Raw genomic sequence first — 26,081 nt, forward strand, 5'->3', positions numbered from 1 at the left:
CTTGAACAAGCCAAGCCGAAGGGCCGGGGTGGAATGTGCTGAAGTGGGGCGTGCTGGCAATAGCGCTGGCGATGGGTGGCAATGCAATGGCGCAGCAGCGCGAGACGGTGGACCTGCACATGGTCGGCCGCATTCGGCAGGAAGCGTTCCACCGCTCGCAGGTGATGGCCACCTTCAGCCACCTCACCGAACGGATCGGGCCACGCCTGACCAACTCCCCGGCCATGGCCGAGGCCAACCGCTGGAGTCGCGGCAAGTTCACCGAGTGGGGCCTGGCCAACGTGCACGACGAGGCGTTCGACGCATTCGGTCGCGGCTGGGAGTTCAGCAACGCCAGCGTGGAGATGCTCGGCCCGCGCGTGGCACCGCTGTACGCGCTGCCCAAGGCGTGGACGCCGGGCACCAACGGCACCGTCGAAGGCGAAGTGGTCAAGGTCGACATCAAGAAGATCGCCGACCTGGCGCAGTACAAGGGCACGCTGACCGGCAAGATCCTGTTGCTCAACGATGCACGCGATTACGCGCGCGCCAGCCAGTCCGATTCGCACCGCCATGATGATGCCGGCCTGGCCGAGCTGCAGGTGTTCGCGGTGCCCAAGGACGTGGCCGACGCCAAGGCGGACCGCGCGAAAAAGGCCAAGGAGTACCTGGAGAAGCAGGAACTGACGCGTGCCACCAACGCCTTCTTCGCCGAGCAGGGCGTGCTGGCCACGATCAGCATCAGTGGCTGGGACAACGGCATCATCCGCGTCGGCGGCGGCGGTTCGCGCAAGGCGGGCGAGCCGGTCGGCGTGCCCGAACTGGCGATGATGGCCGAGCATTACAACCCGCTGGTGCGTGCGGTCGAGCAGAAGCAGCCGGTCAAACTGCGGGTCAACGTGGAGGCCCGCTTCACCGATGCGCAGGACCAGCCCGGCTACAACACGCTGGCCGAGATCCGCGGCAGCAGCAAGGCCGACGAAATCGTCATGCTCGGCGCGCACATGGATTCCTGGCACACCGGCACCGGGGCGGCCGACAACGCCGCCGGCGTAGCGGTGATGATGGAGGCCATGCGTATTCTTAAGGCCGTGGGGGCCAAGCCGAAGCGCACCATCCGCGTGGCGCTGTGGAGTGGCGAAGAACAGGGCCTGGTGGGCTCGCAGGACCATGTGGCCAGGCACTTCGCGCGCTACCCCGAACCGACCGAGCCCGCGCAGAAGCAGCTGCCGGCCCCGATGCGCGAGCCGACCGGCGCGCTGCAGCGCCAGCGCGATTACGACAAGTTCTCGGTGTACTTCAACATGGACAACGGCTCGGGTCGTTTCCGGGGCATCTACGCCCAGGAGAACCTGGCCGCGGTGCCGATCTTCGAGGCGTGGCTGGCGCCGTTCCATGACGTGGGCGCGACCACCGTGGCCACCCGCAACACCGGCAGCACCGACCACATCGCCTTCGACCGGGTTGGCCTGCCGGGCTTCCAGTTCATCCAGGATCGGCTGGACTACTTCACCAACGTGCACCACAGCAACCTGGACACCTGGGACCACGCCGAGCCGGAGGACCTCAAGCAGGCCGCGGCGATCGTGGCCTCGTTCGTGTACAACGCGGCAATGCGCGATGAGAAGATGCCGCGCAAGGCGCTGCTGGCGCCCTGAGCGCCGTCAGCGCGGCTGCACCGAATAGCCGCGGAGGGTCGGGTCCACCGAGATGACCGCGCGGTACAGCGCCGCGCCGCCCGCGGTGCCACCGCTGCGTTGCCGGCGCACGGCGGCGGTGTAGATGGGCGGCTGCCCGGCGACGGTATCGGTCAGCGCGTCGGTCATCGCCTCCGCTTCGTCGGGCATCAGGGTGATGCCCAGCAGGCACAGCTGCGGCGAACAGTCGAACGCCTGCAGCTGGGAGCTGGTGGTGGCCTGGCGCAGGCGCAGCTTCAGCGCGTCCAGGTGTTCCTGGCGGCGGTGCTGCGCCGTCGCATCGGTCGCGTAGCGTCGTTGCCAGTCGGCCACCTGGGCGTCCCACAGGGCCGGATCGTCGAGCAGGGCATCCATCGCCTCGGACCTGACGTGGCCGTCCTGGACCAGCGCGGGGGCGGCCAGCGCGGTACGCGCGCCGGCCACCGGCGCGGTGGCAGCTGCGGCGGCCACGGGGGCCGCCCTGCCACCGGCCGCCGTGTCGCGATCAGCCTGCCATTCGCCCGGTGGCGCAACGGCCTTGTCGGTAGCGACCGCATTCTGCGGTGTCACATCGTGGCAGCCGGCCAGCAGCAGCGCGGTCATGACGAGGGAAAAACGGGTACGGGGCAGCGGCAAGGGGCACTCCTTGTGCATAGGCAGGTCTACTCGCATCGGGCGGTCGTACTGGGCCCTCAGCGGACATCGCAGGATGCGGGGCGCCGTGCCGGCCTCGGCCCGGCCTTGCCTCCTGCTATCCGGCACGCGGCGAAGGGGGCAACCCGGAGGGCACCGTGGCCAGGCACGACAGGGACGCAGGGCGCATCAGGGGCATGGCCTGGCTCGGCGATGAAGGTTCCGGCATGAAACCACCCGCACAGCCGCCGTAACAGTCGGATTTTTCTGATTTAGGCAGCGCAGGGCCCGGGCGGGTAAAATTGCCGGGATTCCCGCTTCGTCCTGCGAGCCTTCCATGACCTGCCGCACCCGCTTCGCCCCCAGTCCCACCGGCTACCTGCACATTGGCGGGGCCCGCACCGCGCTGTACTGCTGGCTGGAAGCCCGTCACCGTGGCGGCGAGTTCGTGCTGCGCATCGAGGATACCGACCGGGAGCGCAGCACCCAGGGCGCGATCGATGCCATTCTGGAGGCGATGGACTGGCTGGGCCTGGGCTATGACGAAGGCCCGATCTACCAGACCCAGCGCGTGGCCCGCTACCTGGAAGTGGCCGAGCAGCTGGTCGCCGACGGCAAGGCCTACTACGCCTACGAGACCCGCGAGGAACTGGACGCGATGCGCGAGGCCGCCATGGCCAAGCAGGAAAAGCCGCGCTACAACGGTGCCGCGCGTGATCTGGGCCTGCCCTACCGGGACGACCCGAACCGCGTGATCCGCTTCAAGAACCCGCTCGAGGGCACGGTGGTGTTCGACGACCTGATCAAGGGCCGCATCGAGATCGCCAACAGCGAGCTGGACGACATGGTCATCTTCCGTCCGGACGGCTTCCCCACCTACAACTTCGCGGTGGTGGTGGACGACTGGGACATGCGCATCAGCGAGGTCATCCGCGGCGACGACCACATCAACAACACCCCGCGCCAGATCAACCTGTACGAAGGCATCGGCGCACCGGTGCCGAAGTTCGGCCACATGCCGATGATCCTGGACGAGCAGGGCGCCAAGCTGTCCAAGCGCACCGGCGCGGCCGATGTCATGCAGTACAAGGACGCCGGCTACCTGCCCGACGCGCTGCTCAGCTACCTGGCCCGGCTGGGCTGGTCGCATGGCGACCAGGAGCTGTTCAGCCGCCAGGAACTGATCGATCTGTTTGACGTAACCAACTGCAACTCCAAGGCCGCGCGCCTGGACATGGCCAAGCTGGGCTGGGTCAACCAGCACTTCCTGAAGACCGAGGCGCCGAGCAGCATCGCCCCGCACCTGGTCTACCAGCTGAACAAGCTGGGCCTGGATCTGGCCGCCGGCCCGGCGCCGGCCGACGTGGTGCTGGCGCTGCGCGACCGCGTGCAGACCCTGAAGGAAATGGCCGAGAAGGCGGTGGTCTGGTACCAGCCGCTGACCGAGTACGACGAGGCGGCGGTGGCCAAGCACTTCAAGCCGGGCGCGGAACTGGCGCTGGGCAAGGCCCGCGAGCTGTTGGGCGCTGCCGGGGAGTGGACGGTGGAGAGCGTCTCGGCCGCCCTGCACGACGTCGCCACGGCGCTGGAGATCGGCATGGGCAAGGTCGCCCAGCCGCTGCGCGTGGCCATCACCGGTACCCAGGTCAGCCCGGACATTTCCCAGACCGTGTTCCTGGCCGGGCGTGAAGAGGCCTTGAAACGCATCGACGTCGCACTCACTAAAGTACCGACGGCCTGACCACAGGAGACCGCGCATGCCTGCCAAAACCGCTTGTACCGCCCCGCACCACCACGTCCACGACGCATCCGACTTCGTGAAGGTGGTGGAGCGCGTGTGCTCGGAACGCGGGCTGCGCCTGACCCCGATCCGCGCCAACGTGCTGCGGCTGATCGCCGAGGCCGGCAAGCCGGTCAAGGCCTACGAGCTGCTGGAATGGGTGCGCAACGGCAAGGGGGTCGGTGCCGATGCGCCGCCCACCGTCTACCGCGCGCTGGATTTCCTGATGGCCAACGGCTTCGTGCACAAGCTCGAATCGGTGAACGCATTCGTGGCCTGCCACCACCCCAGCAGCGCGCAGCATTCGGTGCCGTTCCTGATCTGCAACAGCTGCCACAGCGCGGTGGAGCTGGAAGACCGCGAGATTGTCAGCCAGCTGGAAAAACGTGCCAAGGAACTGGGCTTCCAGCCGCAGGCGCAGACGCTGGAAGTGCACGGCCTGTGCGCGCGCTGCGCGGGGTAAGCCGCGCTGGCGACGACGGGGCCGACCCCAGGTCGCCCCGGTCCTGACGGAATGAAGCCGCGCATTGCGCGGCTTTTTCATGGGGCGCGTTGCTTGCGATGACCGCTGACTGGGCCGAACGTGCTCGTGGAGCCACGCCGTGCGCGGGCGACCCGTGCGATCAGGTGGCCCGACCGCGTGCCTTCGCCATCTCGCGCCTGTTGCGCGCACTCGGCGCTGCATAGCCTGGTGCCAGGCGGCGCTGGAGGCTTTTGAGGACGATCTTCCTGGCCGACACGAGCGTCGCATCGTCCACTGCCAGCGCGTCGGCCCATGCCAGCGACGCAGCAAGCGGGGCACCGCGCAAGGCATACAGCGCCGTTGCCTTGAGGTGCGCAGGCGAGGTTGCGCTCCATGCCTTCCGCACCGTCTCGTACAGCGCGCGCTGCAGCCTCTCATCGACCGGCACGCTGTCGTCGAAGGAAAGCAGGATGTTCAAGGCAGTCAGCGCCCTCCACGGCGCGGCATCGGCATCGCTCGTTCGCCAGTCGGCACGCTCGCAGCAGGCAAGCAGCGCGGCGACGGCATCGCGGTTGCGCACTTGTTCAAGCACGCCGATGGCGAAGGTCGCCATCGCCGGGTCCTCCAGCAGGGGGCGTAACCCGGCTACGCCCTCGCGCGCATAGGCCGCGCAGGCCCTGGCCCAGCGCGCGAACGGCACCACGCGCGTGCCGTCGGCCAGCAGACCGTCGTCCAGCCACCCGTGCACGACGCACACGCGTTCGATCTCGGCCGCGCCAGCGCCACCATGCTCGATGGCGAAGGCGATCAGGTGCTCCACCTCCAGCGCCCCGCCATAGGCCGCGGGCGCGCTGCCCTTGGCCGCTTTCTGCGCCAGCGCGGTGAACTTCATCGGCGCTCGGCGGCGGCGTCGCTGCCGTCCGCCGCCGTATCCACCTTCACCACCACCGACATGCCCGGGCGCAGCCGCTTGGCCAGTGGCTGGTCCGGGTCGATGGAAATACGGATCGGCAGCCGCTGCACCACCTTGGTGAAGTTGCCGCTGGCGTTGTCCGGGCGCAGCACGCTGAACTCCGAGCCGGTCGCCGGGGCGATCTGTTCGATATGGCCGTGCAGTTTTTCGCCGTCGAAGGCGTCCACCTTGAACGAGGCCGGTTGCCCGATGCGCATCTTCCAGGTCTGGCCTTCCTTGAAGTTGGCCACCACCCACAGGGTGTCCGGGACCAGGAACAACAGCTGCGAGCCGGCGGTGACGTACTGGCCCAGGCGCACCGATGCCTCGCTGACCTGGCCGTCGCGCGGGGCGTGGATGACCGTGTTGGCCAGGTCGATCCGGGCCAGTTCCAGCTGCGCCTGCGCGGTTTCCACCTTGGCTTCCAGGCTCCTGCGCGCCACCTGGGTGGAGGTGAGCGTTTCTTCCGCGATGCGGATCTGCGCCTGTGACTGCAGCACGGCGGCCTGTGCGGACTGCGCGCCGGTGCGCAGCTTGTCGCGGTCGCTGAGCGCGACCAGTTGCTGCGCCGCCAGCTCCTCGTAGCGCTTGAGCTCGGTGCGCGACCGCGCCAATTCCGACTGGCCGGCGACCAGGTTGGCCTGCGCGGCGCCGATCTGTGCGCGGTTCTGCGCCTGCGCCTGGTCGGAGTTGGCCAGCGACGCCTGGGCGCTGTCCAGGTCGGCCTGGGCCTGGGCGACCTTTTCCTTGTAGATGCGGTCGTCGATGCGCACCAGCGGCTCGCCCCGGGTCACGTGCTGGAAATCCTTGACCAGCACCTCGGTGACGTAGCCGTTGACCTGCGGCGCCAGCACGGTGATCTGCCCGCGCACGTAGGCGTTGTCGGTGCTGACCCGGGTGCTGTCGAACGGCCATAGCGACCAGGCGCGCAGGATCAGCGCGATGCCGAGCAGGGCGACCACCACCATCAGCACCACGCTGCGCGTGCTGGGCTTGAGGTACTTGGGGACGCTGGCCGGCGCCGCTGCCGCACTGGTGGCGGCCGGGGCGGCATCGGTGGGTGGGGCCGGATTGACGTTCTCCGGCGCGCTGTCGTCGCGAGGTGGCGTGGTGGGCATGGCAGGGCTCATCGGGGCGGCGCGGTGGACGGCGCCGTGGCAGGAAGGGAGGACGTGGGCGGATGGCGCTTGCGCCACTGCTTGCGCACGGCGGTGCGCACCGAGAGCAGCAGCAGCCAGCCCAGGAAGGCCAGCGCGACGGTGCCGCTCAGGCTGAACACGTCATTGAATGCGCGCACGTTGGCCTCGCGGCGGGTGGTGAGCGCCAGCTGCGCGGTGCCTTGTGCGCTGCGCTGGACCGGGTCGGTGAGCAGCCCGGCGTACAGTTGCTGCTGTTGCTTCAGGCGCTGTGCCACCACGCCGTCGGCCGGGTCGAGCTGGCTGACCAGGGCGCTGGAATAGACCTGCTCGCGATGCAGCTGGTAGGTGCCCAGCACGGCCGAACCGGCCAGCCCGCCCAGTGTCTGGGTGATCGACAGCGTGACCAGGAACGTGATCATGTGGTCCACGCCCTGCTTCAGGGCCTGGGTGATGCCGAGCATGATCAGCGGCCCCATGAACATGCCCGCGCCGACCGAGGCGAGGAACTGGCTGGCGTAGAAATCGTGCGGGCGGTCCAGGCTGGTGCGGTGCTGGTCAAGCAGCGCCGCGCTGCCCAGCAGCAGGATGGCCATCAGCAGCTGCGCGATGATCCGCTTCGGCCCGAAAGTGAGCGAGGCAGCGGCGATGCCGGTGACCACGCCGGCCAGCACCACGCCGAACAGCGGCCGCATCTGGTCCGGCCCCATGCCGAGCTGGCGCATCAGCCCGACCACGCCATAGGACTGTTCGGTGGTCAGGAAGCGGATCAGGAACGCACCCACGATGAAGTGCAGCACCGGCAGGCTCGCCAGCCAGCGCGTCTGCAACAGCGGGTTGCGGCGGTAGTGTTCGATCACGAAGGCGGTGGTGGCCAGCGCGATGGAGGCCACCAGCGCCCAGCCCAGCCAGGGCGTGTCCAGCCACCAGCGCACGTAGCCCTGTGCGAGCACGATCACCAGCAAGGCCACGGCCGGGGCGAGCAGCGCGAAGGTAAGGAAGTCCAGCGGCTCGAAGGCCTTGATCTGCACCCCTGGCGGCAGCTTCAGCAGCACCACCGCCGCGAAGGCGCACAGCGCCAGGCCGGCCTCGAACAGGTACAGGTTGTGCCATTGGCCGGTGTCCACCAGGCCCGGGGACACCAGCCAGGCGAGCGGCACCGCCAGCTGCGAGATGCCCACGCCGATCACCAGCAGGTTGCCGGTGTAGCGGCGGGGCAACGACTGCAGCATGTACAGCGTGCCCAGCGTGCTGCAGGCCGCGCCGGCGAAACCACTGGCCGCGCGGGTCAGCAGCGTGGTTTCGTAGCTGCCGACGAACAGGTGCAGCACCGCCAGCGCCGCGTACAGGCCCAGCCCGATCTCGGCGAACAGGCGGATGCCGTACTGCTGGCGGAACTTGAAGGCCAGCAGGTTGGCGGTGACGTTGACCATCGCATAGGCGGCCACCAGCCAGCTGCCCTGCGCCGGGGTGAGCCCGAGCTGGCCCTGCATGAAGGGCAGGTTGGCCGTGACCAGCGCGTTGCCGAGGCCGCCGGTGATGCCCACCAGCAACGCCACCAGCGCATACGCCACGCGCCGATGCGGCGGATGCCACGGCATCGACGCCGAACCGGGCAGGGTCGGTTTCTCGTGCTCTTCCCAGTCCGGGATGGGTTTGAGGTACTGCGGCATCAGTCCTCCGGGCGGATGGGTCCCTGCAATCCACTACGCAGCAACTGCAGGGCGCGTGCCACCAGCTTGGCGCGCTCTTCCCGGGACTTGCCACGCAACGCGGCTCCCAGCATGCCCGAGATCAGTGAAACATCCGTCGCCTGCAGATCCGGACGGCACAGGCCGGCGCTGATCGCGCGCTGGATCGGGGCGTCCAGCAGGGCCCAGATGGTCTGCCGGGCGGCCTTGATGGCCGGGTCGTCCGGGTCCACCGCGCGCCAGTAGTCCGACAGCGCCGGCGACTGCACGATGCGGGCGGCCATGCCCTCCAGCACCTCGAACAGCGCGTCGTCGCGTCCGCCCAGGGCGGTCACCTGCCGCTGGATGCGGGCCACGGTGCGTTGCAACAGCGCTTCCACCAGTGCCGTGCGATCCGGGAAATTGCGGTACAGCGTGGCGCGGCCAACCTGTGCGCGTTCGACCACCAGGTCGAGCGGGGCGGTGACGCCGTGTTGGCCGAACACCGCATCGGCGGCGTCCAGGATGAGAGCGCGGCGGGCTGCCGCATCGGCACGTTGGGAAGTCATGGGACATGATCGGACAATCATGTCCGTGAGGAAAGTGCCGTGCGCGTCCGCATGGGCCGTCGGTCGGCGGCGGCTGGGGAACATCAACGCGCGGTGAAATCAACCGCGGGCCGCGACCCCATGGCAGCTGTAACGCGCCTCGCGGATGGGCAGGTTGACCAGTGCGGCGATGGCGGCCAGCGCGATGTCGGCGTACCACATCCACAGGTAGTTGCCCGACTGCGCCAACGCCACCCCGCCCAGCCAGGCGCCGAAGAAGCCACCGAGCTGGTGCGAGAGCAGGGTGAGGCCGAACAGCGTGCCGAGGTAGCGCGGGCCGAACAGCTTGCCGACCAGGCCGGCGGTGGGCGGCACGGTGGCCAGCCAGGTGAACCCGAGCGCGGCGGAGAACACGTAGAAGGTGAGCGGAGTGGGCGGCGCGACGAGGTAGACGCCGATCATGAGCGCGCGGCTGGCATACATCCAGAACAGCAGGTACTTCATGCGGTAGCGCTGGCCAAGCGCGCCGACGATGAGGCTGCCGGCGATGTTGAACAGGCCGATCAGCGCGATCGAGGTGGAGGCGACGGTGGGGGAGAGGTTGCACAGCGCGATTTCGCCGGGCAGGTGGGTGACCAGGAAGGCGATATGCAGGCCGCAGGTGAAGAAGCCCAGGTGCAGGCACCAGTAGCTGCGGTCGCGCAGGGCCGCGCGCAGCTGCGCCCGCAGCCCACCGTCATCGCCGGCCTGCGCGGCCGCGGCGTGATCCCCGGCCTGACGCCGCAGCGGCCAGGCCAGCGGCAACGAGAGCAGGGTGATGGCGGCCATGGTGGACATGGCGCGTGCCCAGCCGGCGCTGCTGATGATCCATTGCACCAGCGGGGCGAACACGAACTGGCCGAGCGAGCCACCGGCGTTGATCAGCCCAGCGGCGAAGGAACGCTTCTCGGCGGGCAGGCGGTGGGCGGTGGCGCCGATCAGCACCGAGAAACTGCCGGCACCGGCGCCTGCGGCCATCAGCAGGCCGAGACTGGCGCTGAGGCCGAGCGGGCTGGTGAGGTAAGGCGCGAGCAGCAGCCCGACGGCCAGCAGGACGCCGCCGAACAGCAGGACGGGAAGCGCGCCGCGCTGGTCGGCCACGGCACCGAACACCGGCTGCACCGCGCCCCAGACGAACTGACCGATGGCCAGGGCGAAGCTGATCTCGACGATGCTGACGCCGGTGCTGCGGTGGATGGGGTCCAGGTACAGGCCGGAGGTCTGGCGCACGCCCATGGTGACCATGAGGATGGCGGAGGCGGCGACGAGCAGGCCCCAATGCATGCGCGGGGCGGGCGGTGCGGCGGGCAGGGCGCTCATGCGGGTTCTCCGGCGGGGAGGGCGTGGTCGAGCTGGTCGAGGAGAGCGTTGAGGCGTGCGGTGGGGGCAGGGCCGAAGGTGGCCTCCACGGCGTCCTGCGCGCGCCGCCACAACGGGCGTGCCCGGCGCAGCACGGCCTTGCCGGCAGGCGTGATGGCAATCAGGCGTTGGCGCGCATCGTCGCCACGCGTGGCCTCCAGCCATCCGGCGGCGAGCAGGGGCTTGAGGTTGCGGGTAAGGGTGGTGCGGTCCATGCCGAGTGCATCGGCAAGTTCACCGAGCTGGCGTGGCTGCGGGGCGCGGCGAAGGATGGAATAGGCGTTGAGGCTGAGCCCGGCCGGCGCGAGGTGGGCGTCGTAGAGCTGCGAGAGCTGGCGCGAGGCACGGCGCAGGCGGAAGCAGGTGCAGGGGCTGGCGCTGAGCGGGTCCATGGCGGGCTGGCCGGATGGGATGGCCGATCATACGTGTATATGCACGCAAGTGGTCAAGGCAGCGTCGGTGGTCCGGGCGCTGGGCCACCATGGCCCTCAGAAAAAGCCGGTTCCCCGCTCCTTTGTTTTGCCCAAGGGCCTGCCGGCCGCCACCGGGCTCGGCTTGCGGCGCGACAGATCCGATCGGAGGCGCTCCCGCCAAGCATGGAGGGACCCAAAAAAAGGGGGCCTTTCGGCCCCCCGGGGGTGATGCGACTACCCCAGTGGTGGAGAGAACATCAGAAGAAGGCGCGGATGCCGAAGGCGACGCCACGGCCCGGCAGCGGGGAGTAGTCGCGCAGCAGCGAGGTGTGCGGGCGCACTTCCTGGTTGGTCAGGTTGTTGCCGTCCAGGAACACCTCGTAGCTGTTGCTGTCCGAGCGGTCCCAGCGGTAGGCGAGGTGTGCGTCCACCAGCGTGTAGCCGTTGCTCGGCTCCTCGTTCTGGGCCACGTCCTTCTGGCTGCTGTAGCGCACCGCGCCCACCGACGCGCGCCATCCGTCCCGGGACCAGCGCAGGTCGGCACCGACACGGGCCGGGGAGATGCGCGGCAGGTAGCCGGTGTTGGCCAGTTCCACGGTGTAGTTGTGGTTGTGGTCGCCGTGCGGTACGGCGATGTCCACGTTGCGGCTGCCACTGCCGTCCAGTTCGGCCTTGACGTAGTCACCGAACACGCGCAGGTCCCAGTCGCCGGCCACGCCTTCAAACAGGTGGAACACCGCTTCGGCCTCGGCGCCCTTGAAAGTGGCGTCCTGCTGGGTCCACAGGCGTACCGGCAGCGATTCGACCACGCCGGTCTCGGCCAGGTAGATGAAGTTCTTGAACGTGGTCTGGTAGATCGAGGCGGAGAATTCCACGCGGTCGCTGTGCGTGTGGATGCCCAGTTCCACGCGCTGGCCGCGTTCGGTCTTCAGGTCGGCGTCGCCGATCTCCAGCGAACGGGTGGCGATGTGCGCGCCGGCCGCGTACAGCTCCTCGTTGGTCGGTGCGCGCTCGGAGCCGTCCACGCCGAAGCGCAGGTCCACGGCGTCGTTGAGCGTCCAGATGCCGGCCGCGGACAGGTTGGTGGCATCGAACGTCCGCGCACGGTAGTCGCCGGTCGGGTCCAGCTTGACCTGGTCGTGGCGGCCGCCGAGTTCCAGCTTGAACGGCCCGAACTGCTTTTCCTGCAGCACGAACAGGCCGATGTTCTTTGTACTGGTATCCGGCACGAAGGCTTCCTCGCCCCTGGCGCCGAAATCGCCGTTGCCGAACTGCAGGCCGAACGCGCCGTCCCAGCCGCCGATCTGCTGCTGCACCGCTTCCAGGCGGCCTTCGATGCCGCGGTTGGTGAAGCGCGTGGACGGCGTGCCCGCCTCCAGTTCCACGTGCTCGTAGTCGGTGTAGGCGGTACGCAGGTTGATGTTCTTCAGGAACGAGGTCGGGTTGTAGATGCCGCCCTTGGCTTCGAAGCGGTTCTGCACCATGTCGATGCGTACGTCGTGCTCGTCGCCTTCTTCCTCTTCGTCGCCATGGTCATGATCGTGGTCATGGTCGTCGTCGGCATGCACGTGCGCGCCGTTGGGGATGCCGTAGTTGGTGCGGTAGGTGCTGGCCGACGCACCGAAGTAGCCGCCTTCGCCGAGCCAGGTGGCGCCGACGCCGCCGGCGCGGGTGCGCACGGAACTGTTGTCCAGGCGGCCGCGACGCGGTTCATCGGTGTCGCCTTCCTCATGGTCGTGGCCGCTGTGGTCTTCCAGGCCATCGATCACCGCATAACCGGGGATGCGGTAGTCATCGCCATTGCGCACCAGGCCGTCCACATGCAGCACCCAGTTGCCGTTGACGCCATCCAGGCGGAACATGCCGCTGCGCTCGTCGTTGACCGAATTGCCGCGCAGTTCGGCGCGGCCGCTGAGCGGGCGGTCGGGCAGTTCGCGTGCGATGCGGCCATCGACCACGTTGACCGCGCCGCCGATCGCGCCGCTGCCGAACAGCAGCGTAGCCGGCCCCTTCAGTACTTCGATCTGGTCGGCCAGGAACGGCTCGATGCTGGTGGCGTGGTCGGCGCTCACGGTGGAGGCGTCCATGTTGCCCATGCCGTTGGACAGCACGGCCACGCGCGGGCCTTCCTGGCCGCGGATGATCGGGCGGCCGACGCCGGGGCCGAAGAAGGTGCTCTGCACGCCGGGCAGCTTGGCCACGGTGTCGCCCAGGGTGCCCGCCTTCTGTTCGTCCAGGCGTTCGCCGGCAAGCACGTCGACCGGGCGCGCCAGCGATTCGGCATCGCTCTGCAGCGGCGAGGCGGTGACTTTCACCGCGGACAGCTCGGTCAGGTGGTGGTCGCGGGTGCCGTCCGCGTCGTCGGCGGCCAGCGCCAGCGAAGGAAGAAGCGCGGCGGCGAGTGCCAGGGACAGGGCGTGGGGCTGGAGGGAGCGGGAAGAACGCATGGGCAGAGGGTCCGTCGTCAATTGTTACAATGTATCAATGGTGGGGCGCGCGAATCCCATCGGGTGGGGCTGAACACGGGGGTACAGGGGGAGGAGCGGAGTGCGGGAGTGCGCGCGGGATTGATGTTATATTATTCCATAACGCTTCGCCGACCCTGCTGGAAGTCATGCCCCTGTTCGCTCGAGTCCGTCATCTGCTGGATCGCTTCGGTGCCACCGGTTCGCTGCTGTGCGCGGTGCACTGCGCCCTGCTGCCGGTCCTGCTGGCCGCCGCGCCATCGCTGGGCCTGTCGGTCTGGTTGGGCGACGGCGTGGAACTGGCGCTGGTCAGCTTCGTGACCCTGCTGGGGCTGTTCAGCCTGGTCTGGGGCTATCGGCGCCACGGCGCGCTGCGCGCGCTGGGCTTCCTGGTGCCCGGCCTGGTCGCGTTGTGGGCCGGGCTGCTATACGACCCGCTGCACCATTCAGCCGTGCCGCATGCGGTGGTGATGACGCTCGGCGGCGTGCTGGTGGGCGTGGCCCACCTGGTGAACCTGCGCCTGAACCACGGCCACATCCATGACGCCAGCTGTGCGCATTGAGGCGCTGTGGTAGGCTTTCAGATCGTGCGCGGGGGCGCCTGAGAGGGCGGCCCCGCCGAACCCGTGTCAGTACGGGGTTATCAGATTTCAGACTAAGGAGTTGACGACATGGGTAAGGGTGACCGCAAGACCGCCAAGGGCAAGCGCTACAACGCCAGCTACGGCAATTCGCGCTCGCACGCGGTGAGCAAGGTGGCCGTGGGCGCAGCTGCGCCGGTCGCCAAGAAGACCGTTGCCAAGGCACCGGCAAAGAAGGCCGTTGCCAAGAAGGCTGTCGCCAAGGCCGGTTGATCCCGCCTGGCGGGTCGAAGAAAACGCGGCGCTTGCGCCGCGTTTTTTTTTGCCGTTTTTCCAGGGCCGGATCAAGGTCCGGATCACGGCCCCCAGCGCAGTCGCGGCGCCTCGTGCGCGATCAACGCAGCGCCGGCAGCAGGGTCTGCGGGTCGCCGTCGTTGGGCGCAGCGGGGATGCCGAGCAGGCGGGTCAGCAGCGGATAGACATCCACGTTGTCGAACCCCGGCAGCGTCTGGCCCTGCTTGAACGACGGACCGCGTGCAATGAATACCGCACGCATCGACGGCAGCGCGTTGTCGTAGCCGTGCGAACCGCGATTGCCGGGCGTGCGCTTGGCGATACTGGCGCGGCTCAGCGCGTTCCAGCCCTCGTGCATCTGGCAGATGATCGGCGGAATGCGCGGGTTGCTGCCGTAGTGCCAGCGTGCCGGCAGGGTCTGCCGGGTCCAGCAATCGTACTGCGCATGCGCGCCGAGCAGGGTCTTCTCCGCCTCGCGGCGCTTGCCCGGCAACGGCGCGAAACCGATCGACTGCCCCACCGACACGTCCTTGGCGATCGACGGATCGACCATGTCCTCGACGGCGATGGTGTGGCCTTCGGCGACAGTGGCCATGCCGTGGTCGGACACCACGATCACGTTGGTCCGCGCCTCCAGCCCGCGGGCCTGCAGGCCGTCCAGCAGCCGCCCCACGGCCGCATCCACCTCGACGACGGCCGCGGCGTACGCGGGCGAATCCGGGCCGTGGTCGTGGCCGGCATGGTCCACCTGTTCCATGTACAGGGTGACCAGGCGCGGTGCCTGCGCGTCGCTGCGCCCGACCCAGGCCAGCACCTGGTCCACGCGGTCGTCCAGCGGCACGCTCGCGTCGTACACGCGCCACGCACTTGGGCGCACGCCCTGGATCGCCGCCTCGCTCCCTGGCCAGGACCACGTGGCCGTGCGCACGCCGGCCTTCTCCGCCCCCACCCAGATCGGTTCGCCGCCCCACCAGCGCGGGTCGGTTACCGCTTCGCGCTTGCTCAGCCGGAACGTGCCCAGCTCCTCGGCCTGCATGCTGTTGTGGATGATGCCGTGGTGGTCCGGACGCAGGCCGGTCACCAGCGTGTAGTGGTTGGGAAAGGTCAGCGACGGGTACGACGGCGTCATCCAGCGCGCGCGCACGCCGCCATCGATGATGCGAGAGAGGTTCGGCGTGATGCCGCGATCGAGCATGTCCGCGCGCAGACCGTCGATGGAGACCAGCAACAGGGTTGGCGCGGCGGCCGCGGCAACGGGCGCGCCGGGATCACGTGGCGGGGTGGGGGAAACGCTGGCACAACTGGTCAGCGCGAGGGCGGCGGCGAGCGCCAGCGAAAGGCGGACGGAAATCATCCGGCCATGATAGTTCGCGGCGGTGACGCGGCGAAGACACCGCATGGCAGGCGTGCGCTCAGGCGAACAGCGATTCCCGCCGCGCTTCCAACTGCAGCAGCGCGGCCTTGGTCGGCAACCCGCCGCCGAAGCCGGTAAGCGCACCGCTGCTGCCGATCACGCGGTGGCAGGGCAGCACGATCGGCAGCGGGTTGCGCCCGTTGGCGGCGCCGACGGCGCGGCTCGCGGTGGGATGGCCGATATGGCGGGCCAGGTCGACATAGCTCCAGGTGTGCCCGAACGGGATGTCGGCCAGTGCCTTCCACACGCGCAGCTGGAAGTCGGTGCCGTGCGGGGCGAGCGGCAGCTCGAAACGCTGGCGTTGCCCGGCCAGGTACGCCAGCAACTGGCCACGCGCATCGCGCAGCGCATGCGCATCGCGCTGCCAGTGTTCGCGACCCTTGGCGTCGTAGCGGTTGTTCTCGAACAGGATGTGGTGGATGCCCTGGCTGTCGCCGGCCACGGTGAGGGGCCCGATCGGGCTGTCGAAGGTGTCGTAGAGCAGGGTCACGGGCGGTCTCCAGGAGAGGGGGCGGACAGGTACCACAGGTGCAGCACTGCATAGGCACGCCACGGCCGCCACGCGTGCGACCGCGCTTCGGTGGCCCGCTCGCTCAGCCGCGTGTCGCCGCCGAGCACTTGCTGCAGTACCAGGTCACCGGCGGGGAAGGCATCGGGCAGCGCCAGCGCGCGCAGCGCCATGTAGTGCGCGGTCCACGGCCCGATGCCGGGCAGCGCCACGCAGCGTGCGACGAAGGTTTCCAGGCGTTGGCCGGCACTGAAATCCAGGCGCCCATCGACCACGGCGGCCGCCACTGCGCGCACCGTGGCCGCGCGGGTGCGGGGCAGGCCGATGCTTTCCAGCGGCGCATCGGCCAGTGCCTGCGGGGTGGGGAACTGGCGGTCCAGGCCCTCCGGCATGCCGTCCAGGGCGCCGCCGAAGCGATCGACCACGCGGCGCGCCAGCGTGGTGGCCGCCGCAACGCTGACCTGTTGGCCCAGCACCGCACGCACCGCCACTTCGAAGCCATCCCAGCCGCCGGGCACGCGCAGGCCGGGGCGTTGCGCGATGCCACGCGCCAGCAGCGGGTCCTTGCCCAGCGTGGCGTGGACGATGCGCAGGTCGGCATCGAGATCGAAGATCCGGCGCACCCGGCGCACGATGCCGGGAATGGCGCGCGGGTCGACCTGGCCGAGCTGCAGCAGCAGTTCGGATCGCTTCGGGTCGGCGCTGACCCGGATCACGCTGGGGCGCTCGGGCGGCCCGATCACGCGCTGGTAGCTGTCCGGCCCGATGCACTCGATGCCCGGGATCGAGCGGCGGCGCAGGAAGTCGAGCATCGCCGCGAAGTCCAGCGGTGGCCGGTAGCCCAGGCGCAGGGTCAACGCGCCGGCGTCGAGACTGCCGCGCTGGCGACGGATCGCGGTGGGCGGCATGCCGCAGCCGTCGACGAAGGCGGCGTTGAAGCGACGCAGGCTGTTGTAGCCCGAGGCCAGGGCCACGTCGGTGATGGGCAGCGCGGTCTCGGTGAGCAGCTGCTTGGCCAGCAACAACCGGCGGGTGGCGTGGATCTGCGCCGGCGCGGCACCGAGCCGGGCCACGAACAGGCGTTGCAGCTGGCGCGCGCTCAGCCCGAGCCGCGCGGCCAGCTCGGCCACCGGCGCATCCTGCAGGAAACTGTCGTGGATGAGCGCGAGGGCGCGCTGCAGGGTTTCACTGCTGAGCGCATCCTGCGCCTCCGGTGCCAGTTCCGGGCGGCAGCGCAGGCAAGGCCGGAACCCGGCGGCCGCGGCTGCGGCGGCAGTGGGGTAGTAATCGACGTTGCGCGGCTTCGGTGGCGGTGCGGGGCAGACCGGCCGGCAGTAGATGCCGGTGCTGCGCACGGCGGTGAAGAACACGCCGTCAAAGCGCGCATCACGGGCCAGGCGGGCGCTTTCGCAGGCGGCGTAGTCCAGGGGCAGGGCGGTCTCCATGGCGGCCAGTCTATGCCCGGGGCGCAGGCCAGGCTCGCCATATTCGGACATCAATGCGCTGCCGGGACCGTGTGGTTCAGGGCAGGTTGCCGCCGGGCTGGCCGGGCACACTAGACTGTGGGCACACGTGCCGCTGCGCACGCTTCTCTGTACGGGTACCGGGTTGTTCATGTCGCTCAAGTCGTGGTGGTTGCCGCTGTTGTGCCTGGGGTTGGCCAGTTGCAGCCAGCTGGAAAATCCGGGCAATGTCACCGCCGCCGACAAGGCGGTGCGCGCGCAGGCCGCCGACGGCGACCACATGGTGTCGATCAACGCCGCCGATGCCCCGGCGCCGGTGCCCGCGCCGCCCAAGCGCGGCGACCAGGGGTGGCCGGAGGCGGCGCTGGAGAACGGCAAGGCCTGGGTGAGCTGCGATACCGATTACGCCGGTGAGGCCGGCGACGGCCTCGCGCTGGAACGACTGGATCGGGCGAGCATCGATGCGGCGCTGGCGCCCTGCGCCGACCGCGGCCTGGTGCGCGTGCGCTACGTGGGCAAGATCAATCCCGGTTTTTCCGAACTGGTCGCGCGGCTGGCGGTGGTGGCCGACGCGCAGCGCATCTCCAAGCGCATCCTCGACCTGGACTCCAGTGGCGGGCAGGTCGAAGCGGCGATCGTGGCCGGCGACCGCATCGGCGAATCCAACTGGACCATCTGGATCCGCGAGGGCTCGGTCTGCCACAGCGCCTGCGTGTTCGTGCTGGCCGCCGGCGACAACCGGCTGGTCGCCGGCAAGGTCGGGATCCATCGGATGATGCGGATCAGCTCCAAGGCGACCTCGCGCGCCGAACTCAACCGCGAACTCCACGAGGTCTACGACAACGTCAAGGACTACCTGCAGCGCAATGGCGTGGCGGTGGGCGTGGCCGACCTGATGATGACCGTGCCCAACCGCAGCCTGCGCCTGCTCAGCAGCGAGGAGCTGCGCCAGTTCGGCCTGGACGGCACCAATGCGGTGCAGGACGATCTGGAGCGGATCAAGCAGATGCGCAAATGCGGCGATGATTTCGTGCGGCGCAAGGATGCATTCCTGGTTGCCTTCGACCAGGAATGCAAGCGCGACGGCAGCGAACTGGAAGCGGTCAACAGCTGCGGGCAGACGCTCAAGCAGCGCTACGGTTTCCCCGACGCGAGCTGCCCCGACGAGAGCCCGCTGTCGGAGATCGACGTGACCACGCTGCTGCCGTCGCAGGCGCCGCCGTCGCGTGAGCCGCCGGTGGAGCGCACCGCCAGCGACGCCGGCCAGCCGCCGCCGGACGCCGCCGAGCGCAACTGACGGACCACTCACGGGGTTCCCGTAGACTGGGGCGGTTATTTCCAGCCAACGGTGTCCCTGATGCGTGTTCCGCTGCTGCTGTCCTCGTTCCTGCTTGCCGCCGTCGCCCAGGCCCAGACCCCGCCGCCTGCCACCCCGGCACCGGCACCGGCGCGCCCGACACCGTCCGCGGCGCCCGCGCCGGCGGCACGCCCGGCATTGACCCCGGCGCAGCAGGCGCAGGTGCACAAGCAGGACGCCGAGATGAGTGCGGCGGCCCTGCAGGTGGCACAGCTGGTGGACGGCAACCGCGCCGCCGAGGCATGGAAGGGCGCCTCGGCCGTGGCCCGCAAGTCGGTCACCGAGCAGGCGTTCGTCACCCAGATCAGCGCCGACCGCAAGCGCCTGGGCGCGCTGGCCGCGCGTGGCCAGCCGGTGGTGACCCGGGTCAAGTACGCGCCGGGCGCGACCGTGCCCGAGGGGCTGTACATCAACGTCAGCTTCCCCACCCGGTTCGCCAACAGCGCCCAGCCGGTGCGCGAGCTGGTCTCCTTCCGCCTGGATGAAGACCGCGTCTGGCGCCTGGCCGGCTACAGCGTGCGCGCCGCCACTCCCTGAGGAAACCGCCATGGGTATCGAGATCCAGATGCTGGTGTGGTCGATCGTGCTGGGCCTGGTGCATCTGTTCGCCGCCTCCACGGCGGTCACCCGCGAGCGCGGCCTGCAGTGGAACGCCTCGGCACGCGACGGCCAGAATCCGCCCGTGCGGCCGTTGACCGGGCGCCTGCAGCGGGCCCAGGCCAACTTCATGGAGACCTTCCCGTTCTTCGCCGCCGCGGTCCTGGCGGTGGTGCTGACCCAGCGCCAGGACGGGCTGACCGCGCTGGCCGCGCAGCTGTATTTCTGGGCGCGCGTGGTCTACCTGCCGCTGTATGCCGCCGGCGTGCCGTACGTGCGCAGCCTGGTATGGCTGGCCTCGCTGGTCGGCATCGTGCTGCTGGCCTGGTCGCTGCGCTAGGCGGCGGTGAACCGGCGCCGACCCTGCTGATCCAGATCAAGGCAGCGGCGCGGGCAGCGGCGTTAAGCTGGTCCGGACGAGCAACCGCAGGATGGGACATGTCGGACGGACGCGCGCAGGCGCAGTGCATGACGGAACAGACGGTGGACGTGGTGGTGGTCGGGGCTGGGCCGACCGGGCTGTGTTTTGCCCGCTCGCTGGCCGGCAGTGGCCTGAGCGTCGCCCTGGTCGAGCAGCAGCCGCGCGCGGCGCTGGCGGAGGCTGCCGCCGATGGCCGCGAGATCGCGCTGACCCATGCCTCGCGGCAGATCCTGGACACGCTGGGCATCTGGGCGCGGCTGGACCCGGCCGAGATTTCCCCGCTACGCGATGCCAAGGTGCTCGACGGCGGCTCACCGTTCGCGCTCACCTTCGCCGATACGCAGCGCACCGGCGGTGACCTGGGCTGGCTGGTGCCCAACCACCTCATCCGGCGCGCGGCCTGGGCCAGCGTGCAGGGCCAGCCCGGCCTGCAGGTGCTGGACGAGGCGCGGGTGGCCAGCGTGGTGGCCGGGGCCCAACGCAGCGTGGTGGCCGGCGCCCAACGCAGCGTGGTGACGCTGGCCGATGGCCGCCGCCTGGCAGCGCGGCTGGTGGTGGCGGCCGACAGCCGGTTCTCCAGTACCCGGCGCATGCTCGGGATCGGCGCGCGCCTGCGCGACTTCGGCAAGTCCATGCTGGTGTGCCGCATGCAGATCGAGGTGCCGCACCAGCACACCGCCTGGGAGTGGTTCGGCTATGGGCGCACGATGGCCCTGCTGCCGCTCAATGGCGCGCAGGCCTCGGCGGTGATTACCCTGCCGCCACGCCAGATCGAGGCGCTGATGGCGCAGGACGAGGGCGCGTTCGGGCGCAGCATCACCACGTTCTTCGAGCACCGGCTGGGCGCCATGCGGCCGCTTGCACGCCCGTCGGCCTATCCGCTGGTGGCGGTGTATGCCAATGCGTTCGTGGGTGATCGCTGCGCGTTGATCGGCGATGCCGCGGTGGGCATGCATCCGGTGACCGCGCATGGGTTCAACCTGGGCCTGCTCGGCCAGCACCGGCTGGCCACGGTGCTGGCCCGGGCGGCGGCGCGCGGTGGCGACATCGCCGCGCCGGCCGGGCTGGCCGCCTACGAGCGTGGCCACCGGCTGGCCTCGCGGCCGCTGTACGAGGCGACCAATGCGATCGCCACGCTGTACACCGATGACCGCCTGCCGGCACGGGTGCTGCGCAAGGCCGGGCTGCGCCTGGCGCACGGGGTGGCCCCGTTCCGCCAGCTGATTGCCGCCCACCTCACCCAGCGCGAGGCGCGGGCCTGACCCGGCTCAGGGGGCGTCGGTATCGGCGATGACGTTGATGGTGGTGTCGGCGAACTGCACCACCTGGCCGCCGCGGATCTTGCAGGCCTTGCGCAGTTCGACCTCGCCGTCGACCAGGACCTGGCCATCGGCGATCACCGTCTTGGCCTCGCCGCCACTGGTGACCAGGTCGGCCAGCTTGAGCAACTGCTTGAGCTCGACGTAGTCGCTGTCCAGTTCAAATTCGAGGGTCTGCATGGAGCGGGTATCCTGGGAAGGGGCGCGGAGGGGGCCCGGGCCGGAAGAGGGCGCGTATTGTGCGCCAGCACGCGCCAGAAACGGCATCCCGGCGAGAATCTGTACACGTTGTTCAGGAACGATGCGGTATCATCGCGCCCTGAGCGAGTGAATTCTCCTCCGACCGAGCAGCGCCAGGGCACGCGATAAGAAAGGGCGCCCAAAGCGCGGACCATCCCCTTTTTTATCTCACTGCCCCCTTTAATCGGCAGTGCTTTGGAGTTCCCCATGTCCCAAGAAACCTCCGCGCCGCTGCTGTTCGCAGACCTCGGCCTGTCCGACGCTGTGATGCAGGCCGTCGCCACCGTCGGCTATGAAACGCCGTCCCCGATCCAGGCGGCCACCATCCCGGCCATGCTGGAAGGCCGCGACGTCCTCGGCCAGGCGCAGACCGGCACCGGCAAGACCGCGGCCTTCGCGCTGCCGGTGCTGTCCAACCTCGATTTCAACCAGACCAAGCCGCAGGTGCTGGTGCTGGCGCCCACCCGCGAACTGGCCATCCAGGTCGCCGAGGCGTTCCAGACCTATTCCTCGGGCATCCCCGGTTTCCGCGTGCTGCCGGTGTACGGCGGCCAGCCCTACGGCCAGCAGCTGCAGGCCCTGCGCCGTGGCGTGCACGTCATCGTGGGCACCCCGGGCCGGGTCATCGACCACCTGGACCGCGGCACCCTGGACCTGTCCGAGCTGAAGACGCTGGTGCTGGACGAAGCCGATGAAATGCTGCGCATGGGCTTCATCGACGACGTCGAGGCCGTGCTGAAGAAGCTGCCGGAGACCCGCCAGGTGGCCCTGTTCTCGGCCACCATGCCGTCGCAGATCCGCCGCATCGCGCAGACCTACCTGAAGAACCCGGCCGAAGTCACCATCGTCAGCAAGACGACGACCTCGGCCAACATCCGCCAGCGCTACTGGTGGGTGAGTGGCATGCACAAGCTGGACGCGCTGACCCGCATCCTGGAAGTGGAACCGTTCGACGCGATGATCATCTTCTCGCGCACCAAGGCGGCCACCGAAGAGCTCGCCGAGAAGCTGCAGGCCCGTGGCCTGGCCGCGGCCGCCATCAACGGCGACATGCAGCAGGCCCAGCGCGAGCGCACCATCGGCATGCTCAAGGAAGGCAAGCTGGACATCCTGGTGGCCACCGACGTGGCCGCCCGTGGCCTGGACGTGGAGCGCATCAGCCACGTGCTGAACTACGACATCCCGTACGACACCGAAAGCTACGTGCACCGCATCGGCCGTACCGGTCGTGCCGGCCGCACCGGTGACGCGATCCTGTTCGCCACCCCGCGCGAGAAGGGCATGCTGCGTGCGATCGAGCGCGCCACCCGCCAGCCGATCGAAGAGATGCAGCTGCCGAGCGTGGACGCGGTCAACGACACCCGCATCAGCAAGTTCATGAGCCGCATCAGCGACGCGCTCGATGCCGGTGGCACCGAGTTCTACCGCGACCTGCTGCAGCGCCTGGAAGGCGAAAAGAACGTGCCGGCGATCGAGATTGCCGCCGCGCTGGCCAAGCTGCTGCAGGGCGATTCGCCGTTCCTGCTGACCCCGCCGGTGCGTGGCGCCCGTGAAGAGCGTGCGCCGCACCAGCGCAACGAGCGCAGCAACGACCGTGGCGAGCGCCCGGCCCGTTTCGAGCCGCGCTTCGAGCGTGGCCCGCGTCGTGAAGACGACCGTGGCCCGCGTCCGCCGCGTCCGGAAGGCGACTTCGGCAACACCGACGGTGGTTTCGAACGCGCTCCGCGCCGTGACATCGTCCCGCGCGGTGCCGCCGAGCCGGGCATGGAAACCTTCCGCATCGAAGTCGGCCACGTGCACGGCGTGAAGCCGGGCAACATCGTCGGCGCGATCGCCAACGAAGCCGGGCTGGAAAGCCGGTTCATCGGCCGCATCGACATCCACGACGACTTCTCGGTGCTGGACCTGCCGGCGGAAATGCCGCAGGACCTGCTGACCCACCTGAAGAAGGTGTGGGTCTCCGGCCAGCAGCTTCAGATGCGCAAGGTGGAGCCGGGTGAAGACCTGACCCCGTCGCCGCGCCCGGCCTTCAAGCCGAAGTTCGGTGGCAAGCCGCGCGGTCCGGGTGGTCCGGGTGGCCCGCGCAGCGGCCCGGGCGGCAACGACCGTCCGCCGCGTCGTGACGGCTTCAAGCCGCGCGGTCCGCGCAACGGCTGATCGCTCCCGCGGTCCCTGCAACGCCAGCCTCCGGGCTGGCGTTGTCGTTTCCGGGACCGGCCGGGCCCTGGCCGCCGGGTTTCGCACGGCGTCAACATTCCCCGATCTAGCCTGACCGCTCTGCGACAGGGACGTGCTATCCACTCCATGGTTCCCCGGGGAGATCGGCGATGCTGGCAACTGGCAAGGATGTTGGTGCGACGGCAGTTCCGTATCCCACGCGGGGACTGACCCTGCGTTTCGTCCTGCTGACCGGCATGGCGATCGGCCTGGTGGGCATCTCGGCCGTGATCCAGGAGCTGCAGGCCGCCTCGACCGCGTGGATCGTGGGCCAGAGCCACTGGTCGCGCAGCCAGCAGCAGGCCAGCTTCGCGTTGGGCCGCTACATCAACAGCGGCGACCCGGCCGACCTGGCCGAAGCCCGCAGCGCGCTGGCGGTACCGCTGGGCGACCTGGATGCGCGGCAGGCGCTGGAGCAGGCCGACCCCGACCTGGGCCGCGCCCGGCGCGGGTTCCTGCAGGGCGGCAATGCCCCCGGTGACATCAACCGCCTGATCTTTTCCTTCCGCTATCTGGGCCACCTGGGCTATTTCCGCGATGCGGTGCGGCTGTGGCGGCAGACCGACCCCGGGCTGCAGCAGTTGTCGCAGATTGCCGGGCGTGCGGCGGCGATGCATGCCCGCGGCGCGCCACCGCCCGCCCAGCGGCAGGCGCTGCAGGATCACCTGCACGCGCTCGATCGCAGCCTGCAGGCGCAGGCCAAGGCGTTCTCGCTGTCGTTGCTGCGTACCGCTTCGATCGTGCGCCTGACCACGCTGTTGGTGGGAGGACTGTCGGTGCTGCTGATCACCGTGGTGGCGGTGATGCTGTCCAGACGCGTGCGGCGCGACCTGCTCGAGCAGGAAAGCCGTTTCCGCGCCGCCTTCTACCAGGCCACCGTCGGCATGCTCAAGCTCGACCAGGCCGGCGCGGTGCTGGAGGCCAACCAGGCCATCGCCGATATCCTCGACCATCGCCGCGAGGTGCTGTTGGGCATGCAGCTGCAGGACCTGCTGGTGGACGGCGAACTGGTGCTGGACGAGACCGGGCGGATCGACTGGGTACGCCAGCTGCGCCCGGGCGAACTGCGCTTCCAGCGCGCCGACGGCGGGCTGTTGTGGGGCCGCTGGAGCGGCACCATCGTGCGCACGCCGGGGCGCGAGCCCACCGTGTTCGCCATCGTCGAGGATGTCTCGCAGAACCACGCGCTGGCGCGTGAAGTGGAGCACCAGGCCAGCCACGACCCGCTGACCGGGCTGATCAACCGCCGCGAGATCGAACGCCTGCTTGAACAGGCGCTGCTGGACGTGCGCAGCCACGGCGGCGTGCACAGCCTGTGCTACATCGACCTGGACTACTTCAAGCTGGTCAACGACGGGCTGGGCCACGCGGCCGGCGACCAGCTGCTGCGCAACTTCGCCGACTACCTGGTCGGGGCGGTGCGCGACGGCGACTGGGTGGGGCGCATGGGCGGCGATGAGTTCGCGCTGTTCCTCGCCAACGCCGGCCAGGACGAGGCCAAGCAGGTGCTGCAACGGATCGTGCGCAGCCTGGGCCAGGCCAGCGTGCAGCACGGCGACGGCAGCCCGCGGGTGAGCTGCAGCGTGGGCGTGGTCGAGGTCACCGGCGAGGCGACGGACGTCAACTGGCTGATGAGCGCGGCCGACAGTGCCTGCTACGCCGCCAAGGAAGCCGGGCGCAACCGCGTGCACTGCTACAACGAAAGCCGCCCGGCGCTGGACGAGCGCCGCCAGGAGGCCGAGCGCCTTGCTTCGGTGTCCAGTGCGATCGCCGAGAACCGCATGCTGCTGTACGCCCAGCGCATCGAGCGGATCGGCGATCCGGGGTTCCTGCATTACGAGGTGCTGGTGCGCATGCGCAGCCCCGAAGGCCTGCTGCAGACGCCCGGCGAGTTCATGCCGGCGGTGGAGCGTTACGGCATGGGCATGGCGCTGGACCGGCACGTGCTGGGGCTGCTGTTCCGCCACCTGCAGGTGTGTCCGGCGCATGTGCAGCGACTGGGGCTGTGCAACGTCAACGTGTCGGCGCAGTCGATCGCCGAGCCGACCTTCCTGGCCTTCGTCTGCGACCTGCTCGAACGCAACCGGGGCCTGGCCCGCAAGCTGTGCTTCGAGATCACCGAAACCGCGGCGATCAGCAACCTGGCCCAGGCCCGCAGCTTCATCGAGGCGGTCAAGGCGCGTGGCTGTCGCGTGGCATTGGACGACTTCGGGTCCGGCCTGTCCTCGTTCGGCTATCTGCGCCAGTTGCCCGCGGACATGCTCAAGATCGACGGCGTGTTCGTCCGCGACATGGACGTCGACCCGGTCAGCCGCGCGGCGGTGCGCGCGATCACCGAGATCGGCCGCGAGCTGCACATGACCGTGATCGCCGAGTGGGTGGAGTCGGCCGAGGTCGCCGAGCAGCTGCAACTGCTCGGCGTGGACGGCCTGCAGGGGTATGCGATCGAACGCCCGGTCGCGCTGGAGCGGATGACCCAGCCGGCGCTGTGGCCGGCGCGCACCGGTGCGGCTTCGGAGCGACATCCCGGACTGCAATGAGGCCATCGGCCTGGCCT

23 protein-coding genes are annotated in these 26,081 nt (G+C 69.5%); 11 read left to right on the forward strand and 12 right to left on the reverse strand.

Annotated elements, in window-relative coordinates:
* Window positions 1-35 precede the first annotated feature (35 nt).
* Window positions 36-1,637: a M20/M25/M40 family metallo-hydrolase gene (locus AC06FD_RS08350; RefSeq protein ID WP_478077547.1), complete on the forward strand. Its 1,602-nt coding sequence runs from the start codon at window positions 36-38 to the stop codon at window positions 1,635-1,637.
* Window positions 1,638-1,643: 6 nt separating this feature from the next.
* On the opposite strand, the gene AC06FD_RS08355 is transcribed toward AC06FD_RS08350, so the two are convergent.
* Window positions 1,644-2,291 carry a hypothetical protein gene (locus AC06FD_RS08355; RefSeq protein WP_478077548.1) on the reverse strand — a complete coding sequence of 216 codons (648 nt, stop codon included), beginning with the start codon at window positions 2,289-2,291 and terminating at the stop codon, window positions 1,644-1,646.
* A 334-nt stretch (window positions 2,292-2,625) separates the two neighbouring features.
* Here AC06FD_RS08355 and gltX point away from each other — a divergent pair, with 334 nt between their 5' ends.
* The gene (gene gltX, locus AC06FD_RS08360) at window positions 2,626-4,029 is read left to right on the forward strand and encodes a glutamate--tRNA ligase (RefSeq protein ID WP_259203969.1); all 1,404 of its coding nucleotides are present in this window, start codon (window positions 2,626-2,628) and stop codon (window positions 4,027-4,029) included.
* Between the two features lie 16 nt (window positions 4,030-4,045).
* Window positions 4,046-4,531, forward strand: a complete 486-nt coding sequence (locus AC06FD_RS08365) for a Fur family transcriptional regulator (protein ID WP_259203970.1) — start codon at window positions 4,046-4,048, stop codon at window positions 4,529-4,531.
* A gap of 160 nt (window positions 4,532-4,691) precedes the next feature.
* Here the strand turns inward: AC06FD_RS08365 and AC06FD_RS08370 are convergent, their stop codons facing one another.
* From AC06FD_RS08370 to AC06FD_RS08400, 7 genes are all read right to left on the reverse strand, one after another.
* Window positions 4,692-5,423, reverse strand: a complete 732-nt coding sequence (locus tag AC06FD_RS08370; RefSeq protein ID WP_478077549.1) for a hypothetical protein — start codon at window positions 5,421-5,423, stop codon at window positions 4,692-4,694.
* The gene (locus AC06FD_RS08375) at window positions 5,420-6,601 is read right to left on the reverse strand and encodes an HlyD family secretion protein (protein ID WP_478077550.1); all 1,182 of its coding nucleotides are present in this window, start codon (window positions 6,599-6,601) and stop codon (window positions 5,420-5,422) included. The genes AC06FD_RS08370 and AC06FD_RS08375 overlap by 4 nt, the downstream gene beginning before the upstream one ends.
* A gap of 8 nt (window positions 6,602-6,609) precedes the next feature.
* The gene (locus tag AC06FD_RS08380) at window positions 6,610-8,295 is read right to left on the reverse strand and encodes an MFS transporter (protein ID WP_478047804.1); all 1,686 of its coding nucleotides are present in this window, start codon (window positions 8,293-8,295) and stop codon (window positions 6,610-6,612) included.
* Window positions 8,292-8,858 (reverse strand): TetR/AcrR family transcriptional regulator, encoded by a 567-nt coding sequence (locus tag AC06FD_RS08385; RefSeq protein ID WP_478077551.1) that lies wholly within the window; start codon window positions 8,856-8,858, stop codon window positions 8,292-8,294. The genes AC06FD_RS08380 and AC06FD_RS08385 overlap by 4 nt, the downstream gene beginning before the upstream one ends.
* A 99-nt stretch (window positions 8,859-8,957) precedes the next feature.
* Entirely contained in the window at window positions 8,958-10,196 is a 1,239-nt protein-coding gene (locus AC06FD_RS08390; protein ID WP_394161375.1) for an MFS transporter, read from the reverse strand.
* Complete coding sequence (locus tag AC06FD_RS08395; RefSeq protein ID WP_259203980.1) at window positions 10,193-10,627, reverse strand: MarR family winged helix-turn-helix transcriptional regulator; 435 nt, start codon at window positions 10,625-10,627, stop codon at window positions 10,193-10,195. Before AC06FD_RS08395 ends, AC06FD_RS08390 begins: the two co-directional genes overlap by 4 nt.
* Window positions 10,628-10,905: 278 nt before the next feature.
* Entirely contained in the window at window positions 10,906-13,095 is a 2,190-nt protein-coding gene (locus tag AC06FD_RS08400) for a TonB-dependent receptor (protein WP_478077552.1), read from the reverse strand.
* Between the two features lie 167 nt (window positions 13,096-13,262).
* Between AC06FD_RS08400 and AC06FD_RS08405 the strand changes: the two genes are divergently transcribed.
* Window positions 13,263-13,676, forward strand: a complete 414-nt coding sequence (locus AC06FD_RS08405) for a MerC domain-containing protein (protein WP_259203982.1) — start codon at window positions 13,263-13,265, stop codon at window positions 13,674-13,676.
* 108 nt (window positions 13,677-13,784) lie between these two features.
* Window positions 13,785-13,967 carry a 30S ribosomal protein THX gene (locus AC06FD_RS08410; protein WP_068850363.1) on the forward strand — a complete coding sequence of 61 codons (183 nt, stop codon included), beginning with the start codon at window positions 13,785-13,787 and terminating at the stop codon, window positions 13,965-13,967.
* A 121-nt stretch (window positions 13,968-14,088) separates the two neighbouring features.
* Here the strand turns inward: AC06FD_RS08410 and AC06FD_RS08415 are convergent, their stop codons facing one another.
* The 3 genes from AC06FD_RS08415 to AC06FD_RS08425 are packed head-to-tail and all read right to left on the reverse strand — an operon-like array spanning window position 14,089 to window position 17,355.
* Window positions 14,089-15,342 carry an alkaline phosphatase family protein gene (locus AC06FD_RS08415; RefSeq protein WP_394161369.1) on the reverse strand — a complete coding sequence of 418 codons (1,254 nt, stop codon included), beginning with the start codon at window positions 15,340-15,342 and terminating at the stop codon, window positions 14,089-14,091.
* 58 nt (window positions 15,343-15,400) lie between these two features.
* A complete protein-coding gene (locus tag AC06FD_RS08420; protein ID WP_259203987.1) occupies window positions 15,401-15,892 on the reverse strand; it encodes a methylated-DNA--[protein]-cysteine S-methyltransferase in 492 nt (163 codons plus the stop codon).
* On the reverse strand, window positions 15,889-17,355 hold the full coding sequence (locus tag AC06FD_RS08425; protein WP_478077769.1) for an AlkA N-terminal domain-containing protein: 1,467 nt from the start codon (window positions 17,353-17,355) through the stop codon (window positions 15,889-15,891). The genes AC06FD_RS08420 and AC06FD_RS08425 overlap by 4 nt, the downstream gene beginning before the upstream one ends.
* Window positions 17,356-17,524: 169 nt before the next feature.
* Between AC06FD_RS08425 and AC06FD_RS08430 the strand changes: the two genes are divergently transcribed.
* The 4 genes from AC06FD_RS08430 to ubiM all read left to right on the forward strand — a co-directional run bounded on the left by AC06FD_RS08430 (window position 17,525) and on the right by ubiM (window position 21,010).
* Window positions 17,525-18,670 carry a COG3904 family protein gene (locus tag AC06FD_RS08430; RefSeq protein ID WP_478077553.1) on the forward strand — a complete coding sequence of 382 codons (1,146 nt, stop codon included), beginning with the start codon at window positions 17,525-17,527 and terminating at the stop codon, window positions 18,668-18,670.
* 57 nt (window positions 18,671-18,727) lie between these two features.
* Window positions 18,728-19,267, forward strand: a complete 540-nt coding sequence (locus AC06FD_RS08435; protein WP_478077770.1) for a DUF4019 domain-containing protein — start codon at window positions 18,728-18,730, stop codon at window positions 19,265-19,267.
* Window positions 19,268-19,277: 10 nt separating this feature from the next.
* Complete coding sequence (locus AC06FD_RS08440) at window positions 19,278-19,667, forward strand: MAPEG family protein (RefSeq protein ID WP_259203991.1); 390 nt, start codon at window positions 19,278-19,280, stop codon at window positions 19,665-19,667.
* Between the two features lie 98 nt (window positions 19,668-19,765).
* Entirely contained in the window at window positions 19,766-21,010 is a 1,245-nt protein-coding gene (gene ubiM, locus AC06FD_RS08445) for a 5-demethoxyubiquinol-8 5-hydroxylase UbiM (RefSeq protein ID WP_478077554.1), read from the forward strand.
* A gap of 6 nt (window positions 21,011-21,016) precedes the next feature.
* On the opposite strand, the gene AC06FD_RS08450 is transcribed toward ubiM, so the two are convergent.
* Entirely contained in the window at window positions 21,017-21,247 is a 231-nt protein-coding gene (locus AC06FD_RS08450; RefSeq protein ID WP_259203995.1) for an RNA-binding S4 domain-containing protein, read from the reverse strand.
* A gap of 267 nt (window positions 21,248-21,514) precedes the next feature.
* Between AC06FD_RS08450 and AC06FD_RS08455 the strand changes: the two genes are divergently transcribed.
* Both AC06FD_RS08455 and AC06FD_RS08460 read left to right on the forward strand, forming a co-directional pair.
* The gene (locus AC06FD_RS08455) at window positions 21,515-23,464 is read left to right on the forward strand and encodes a DEAD/DEAH box helicase (RefSeq protein WP_478077555.1); all 1,950 of its coding nucleotides are present in this window, start codon (window positions 21,515-21,517) and stop codon (window positions 23,462-23,464) included.
* Between the two features lie 170 nt (window positions 23,465-23,634).
* Window positions 23,635-26,064, forward strand: coding sequence for a putative bifunctional diguanylate cyclase/phosphodiesterase (locus AC06FD_RS08460; RefSeq protein WP_478077556.1), 2,430 nt, complete (start codon window positions 23,635-23,637; stop codon window positions 26,062-26,064).
* The last annotated feature ends 17 nt before the right edge of the window (window positions 26,065-26,081 follow it).

It is taken from the genome of Stenotrophomonas sp. Steno-Z1, assembly GCF_056393175.1.

Bases quoted from the DNA above. Each gene is read 5' to 3' on its own strand.
- AC06FD_RS08455 (WP_478077555.1), top strand. From the start codon at position 21,515: ATGTCCCAAGAAACCTCCGCGCCGCTGCTGTTCGCAGACCTCGGCCTG.
- AC06FD_RS08460 (WP_478077556.1), top strand. From the start codon at position 23,635: ATGCTGGCAACTGGCAAGGATGTTGGTGCGACGGCAGTTCCGTATCCC.
- AC06FD_RS08410 (WP_068850363.1), top strand. From the start codon at position 13,785: ATGGGTAAGGGTGACCGCAAGACCGCCAAGGGCAAGCGCTACAACGCC.
- AC06FD_RS08385 (WP_478077551.1), bottom strand. From the start codon at position 8,858: ATGACTTCCCAACGTGCCGATGCGGCAGCCCGCCGCGCTCTCATCCTG.
- AC06FD_RS08395 (WP_259203980.1), bottom strand. From the start codon at position 10,627: ATGGACCCGCTCAGCGCCAGCCCCTGCACCTGCTTCCGCCTGCGCCGT.
- AC06FD_RS08405 (WP_259203982.1), top strand. From the start codon at position 13,263: ATGCCCCTGTTCGCTCGAGTCCGTCATCTGCTGGATCGCTTCGGTGCC.
- AC06FD_RS08450 (WP_259203995.1), bottom strand. From the start codon at position 21,247: ATGCAGACCCTCGAATTTGAACTGGACAGCGACTACGTCGAGCTCAAG.
- AC06FD_RS08415 (WP_394161369.1), bottom strand. From the start codon at position 15,342: ATGATTTCCGTCCGCCTTTCGCTGGCGCTCGCCGCCGCCCTCGCGCTG.
- AC06FD_RS08375 (WP_478077550.1), bottom strand. From the start codon at position 6,601: ATGCCCACCACGCCACCTCGCGACGACAGCGCGCCGGAGAACGTCAAT.
- gltX (WP_259203969.1), top strand. From the start codon at position 2,626: ATGACCTGCCGCACCCGCTTCGCCCCCAGTCCCACCGGCTACCTGCAC.
- AC06FD_RS08440 (WP_259203991.1), top strand. From the start codon at position 19,278: ATGGGTATCGAGATCCAGATGCTGGTGTGGTCGATCGTGCTGGGCCTG.
- AC06FD_RS08390 (WP_394161375.1), bottom strand. From the start codon at position 10,196: ATGAGCGCCCTGCCCGCCGCACCGCCCGCCCCGCGCATGCATTGGGGC.
- AC06FD_RS08370 (WP_478077549.1), bottom strand. From the start codon at position 5,423: ATGAAGTTCACCGCGCTGGCGCAGAAAGCGGCCAAGGGCAGCGCGCCC.
- AC06FD_RS08400 (WP_478077552.1), bottom strand. From the start codon at position 13,095: ATGCGTTCTTCCCGCTCCCTCCAGCCCCACGCCCTGTCCCTGGCACTC.
- AC06FD_RS08365 (WP_259203970.1), top strand. From the start codon at position 4,046: ATGCCTGCCAAAACCGCTTGTACCGCCCCGCACCACCACGTCCACGAC.
- ubiM (WP_478077554.1), top strand. From the start codon at position 19,766: ATGTCGGACGGACGCGCGCAGGCGCAGTGCATGACGGAACAGACGGTG.
- AC06FD_RS08425 (WP_478077769.1), bottom strand. From the start codon at position 17,355: ATGGAGACCGCCCTGCCCCTGGACTACGCCGCCTGCGAAAGCGCCCGC.
- AC06FD_RS08430 (WP_478077553.1), top strand. From the start codon at position 17,525: ATGTCGCTCAAGTCGTGGTGGTTGCCGCTGTTGTGCCTGGGGTTGGCC.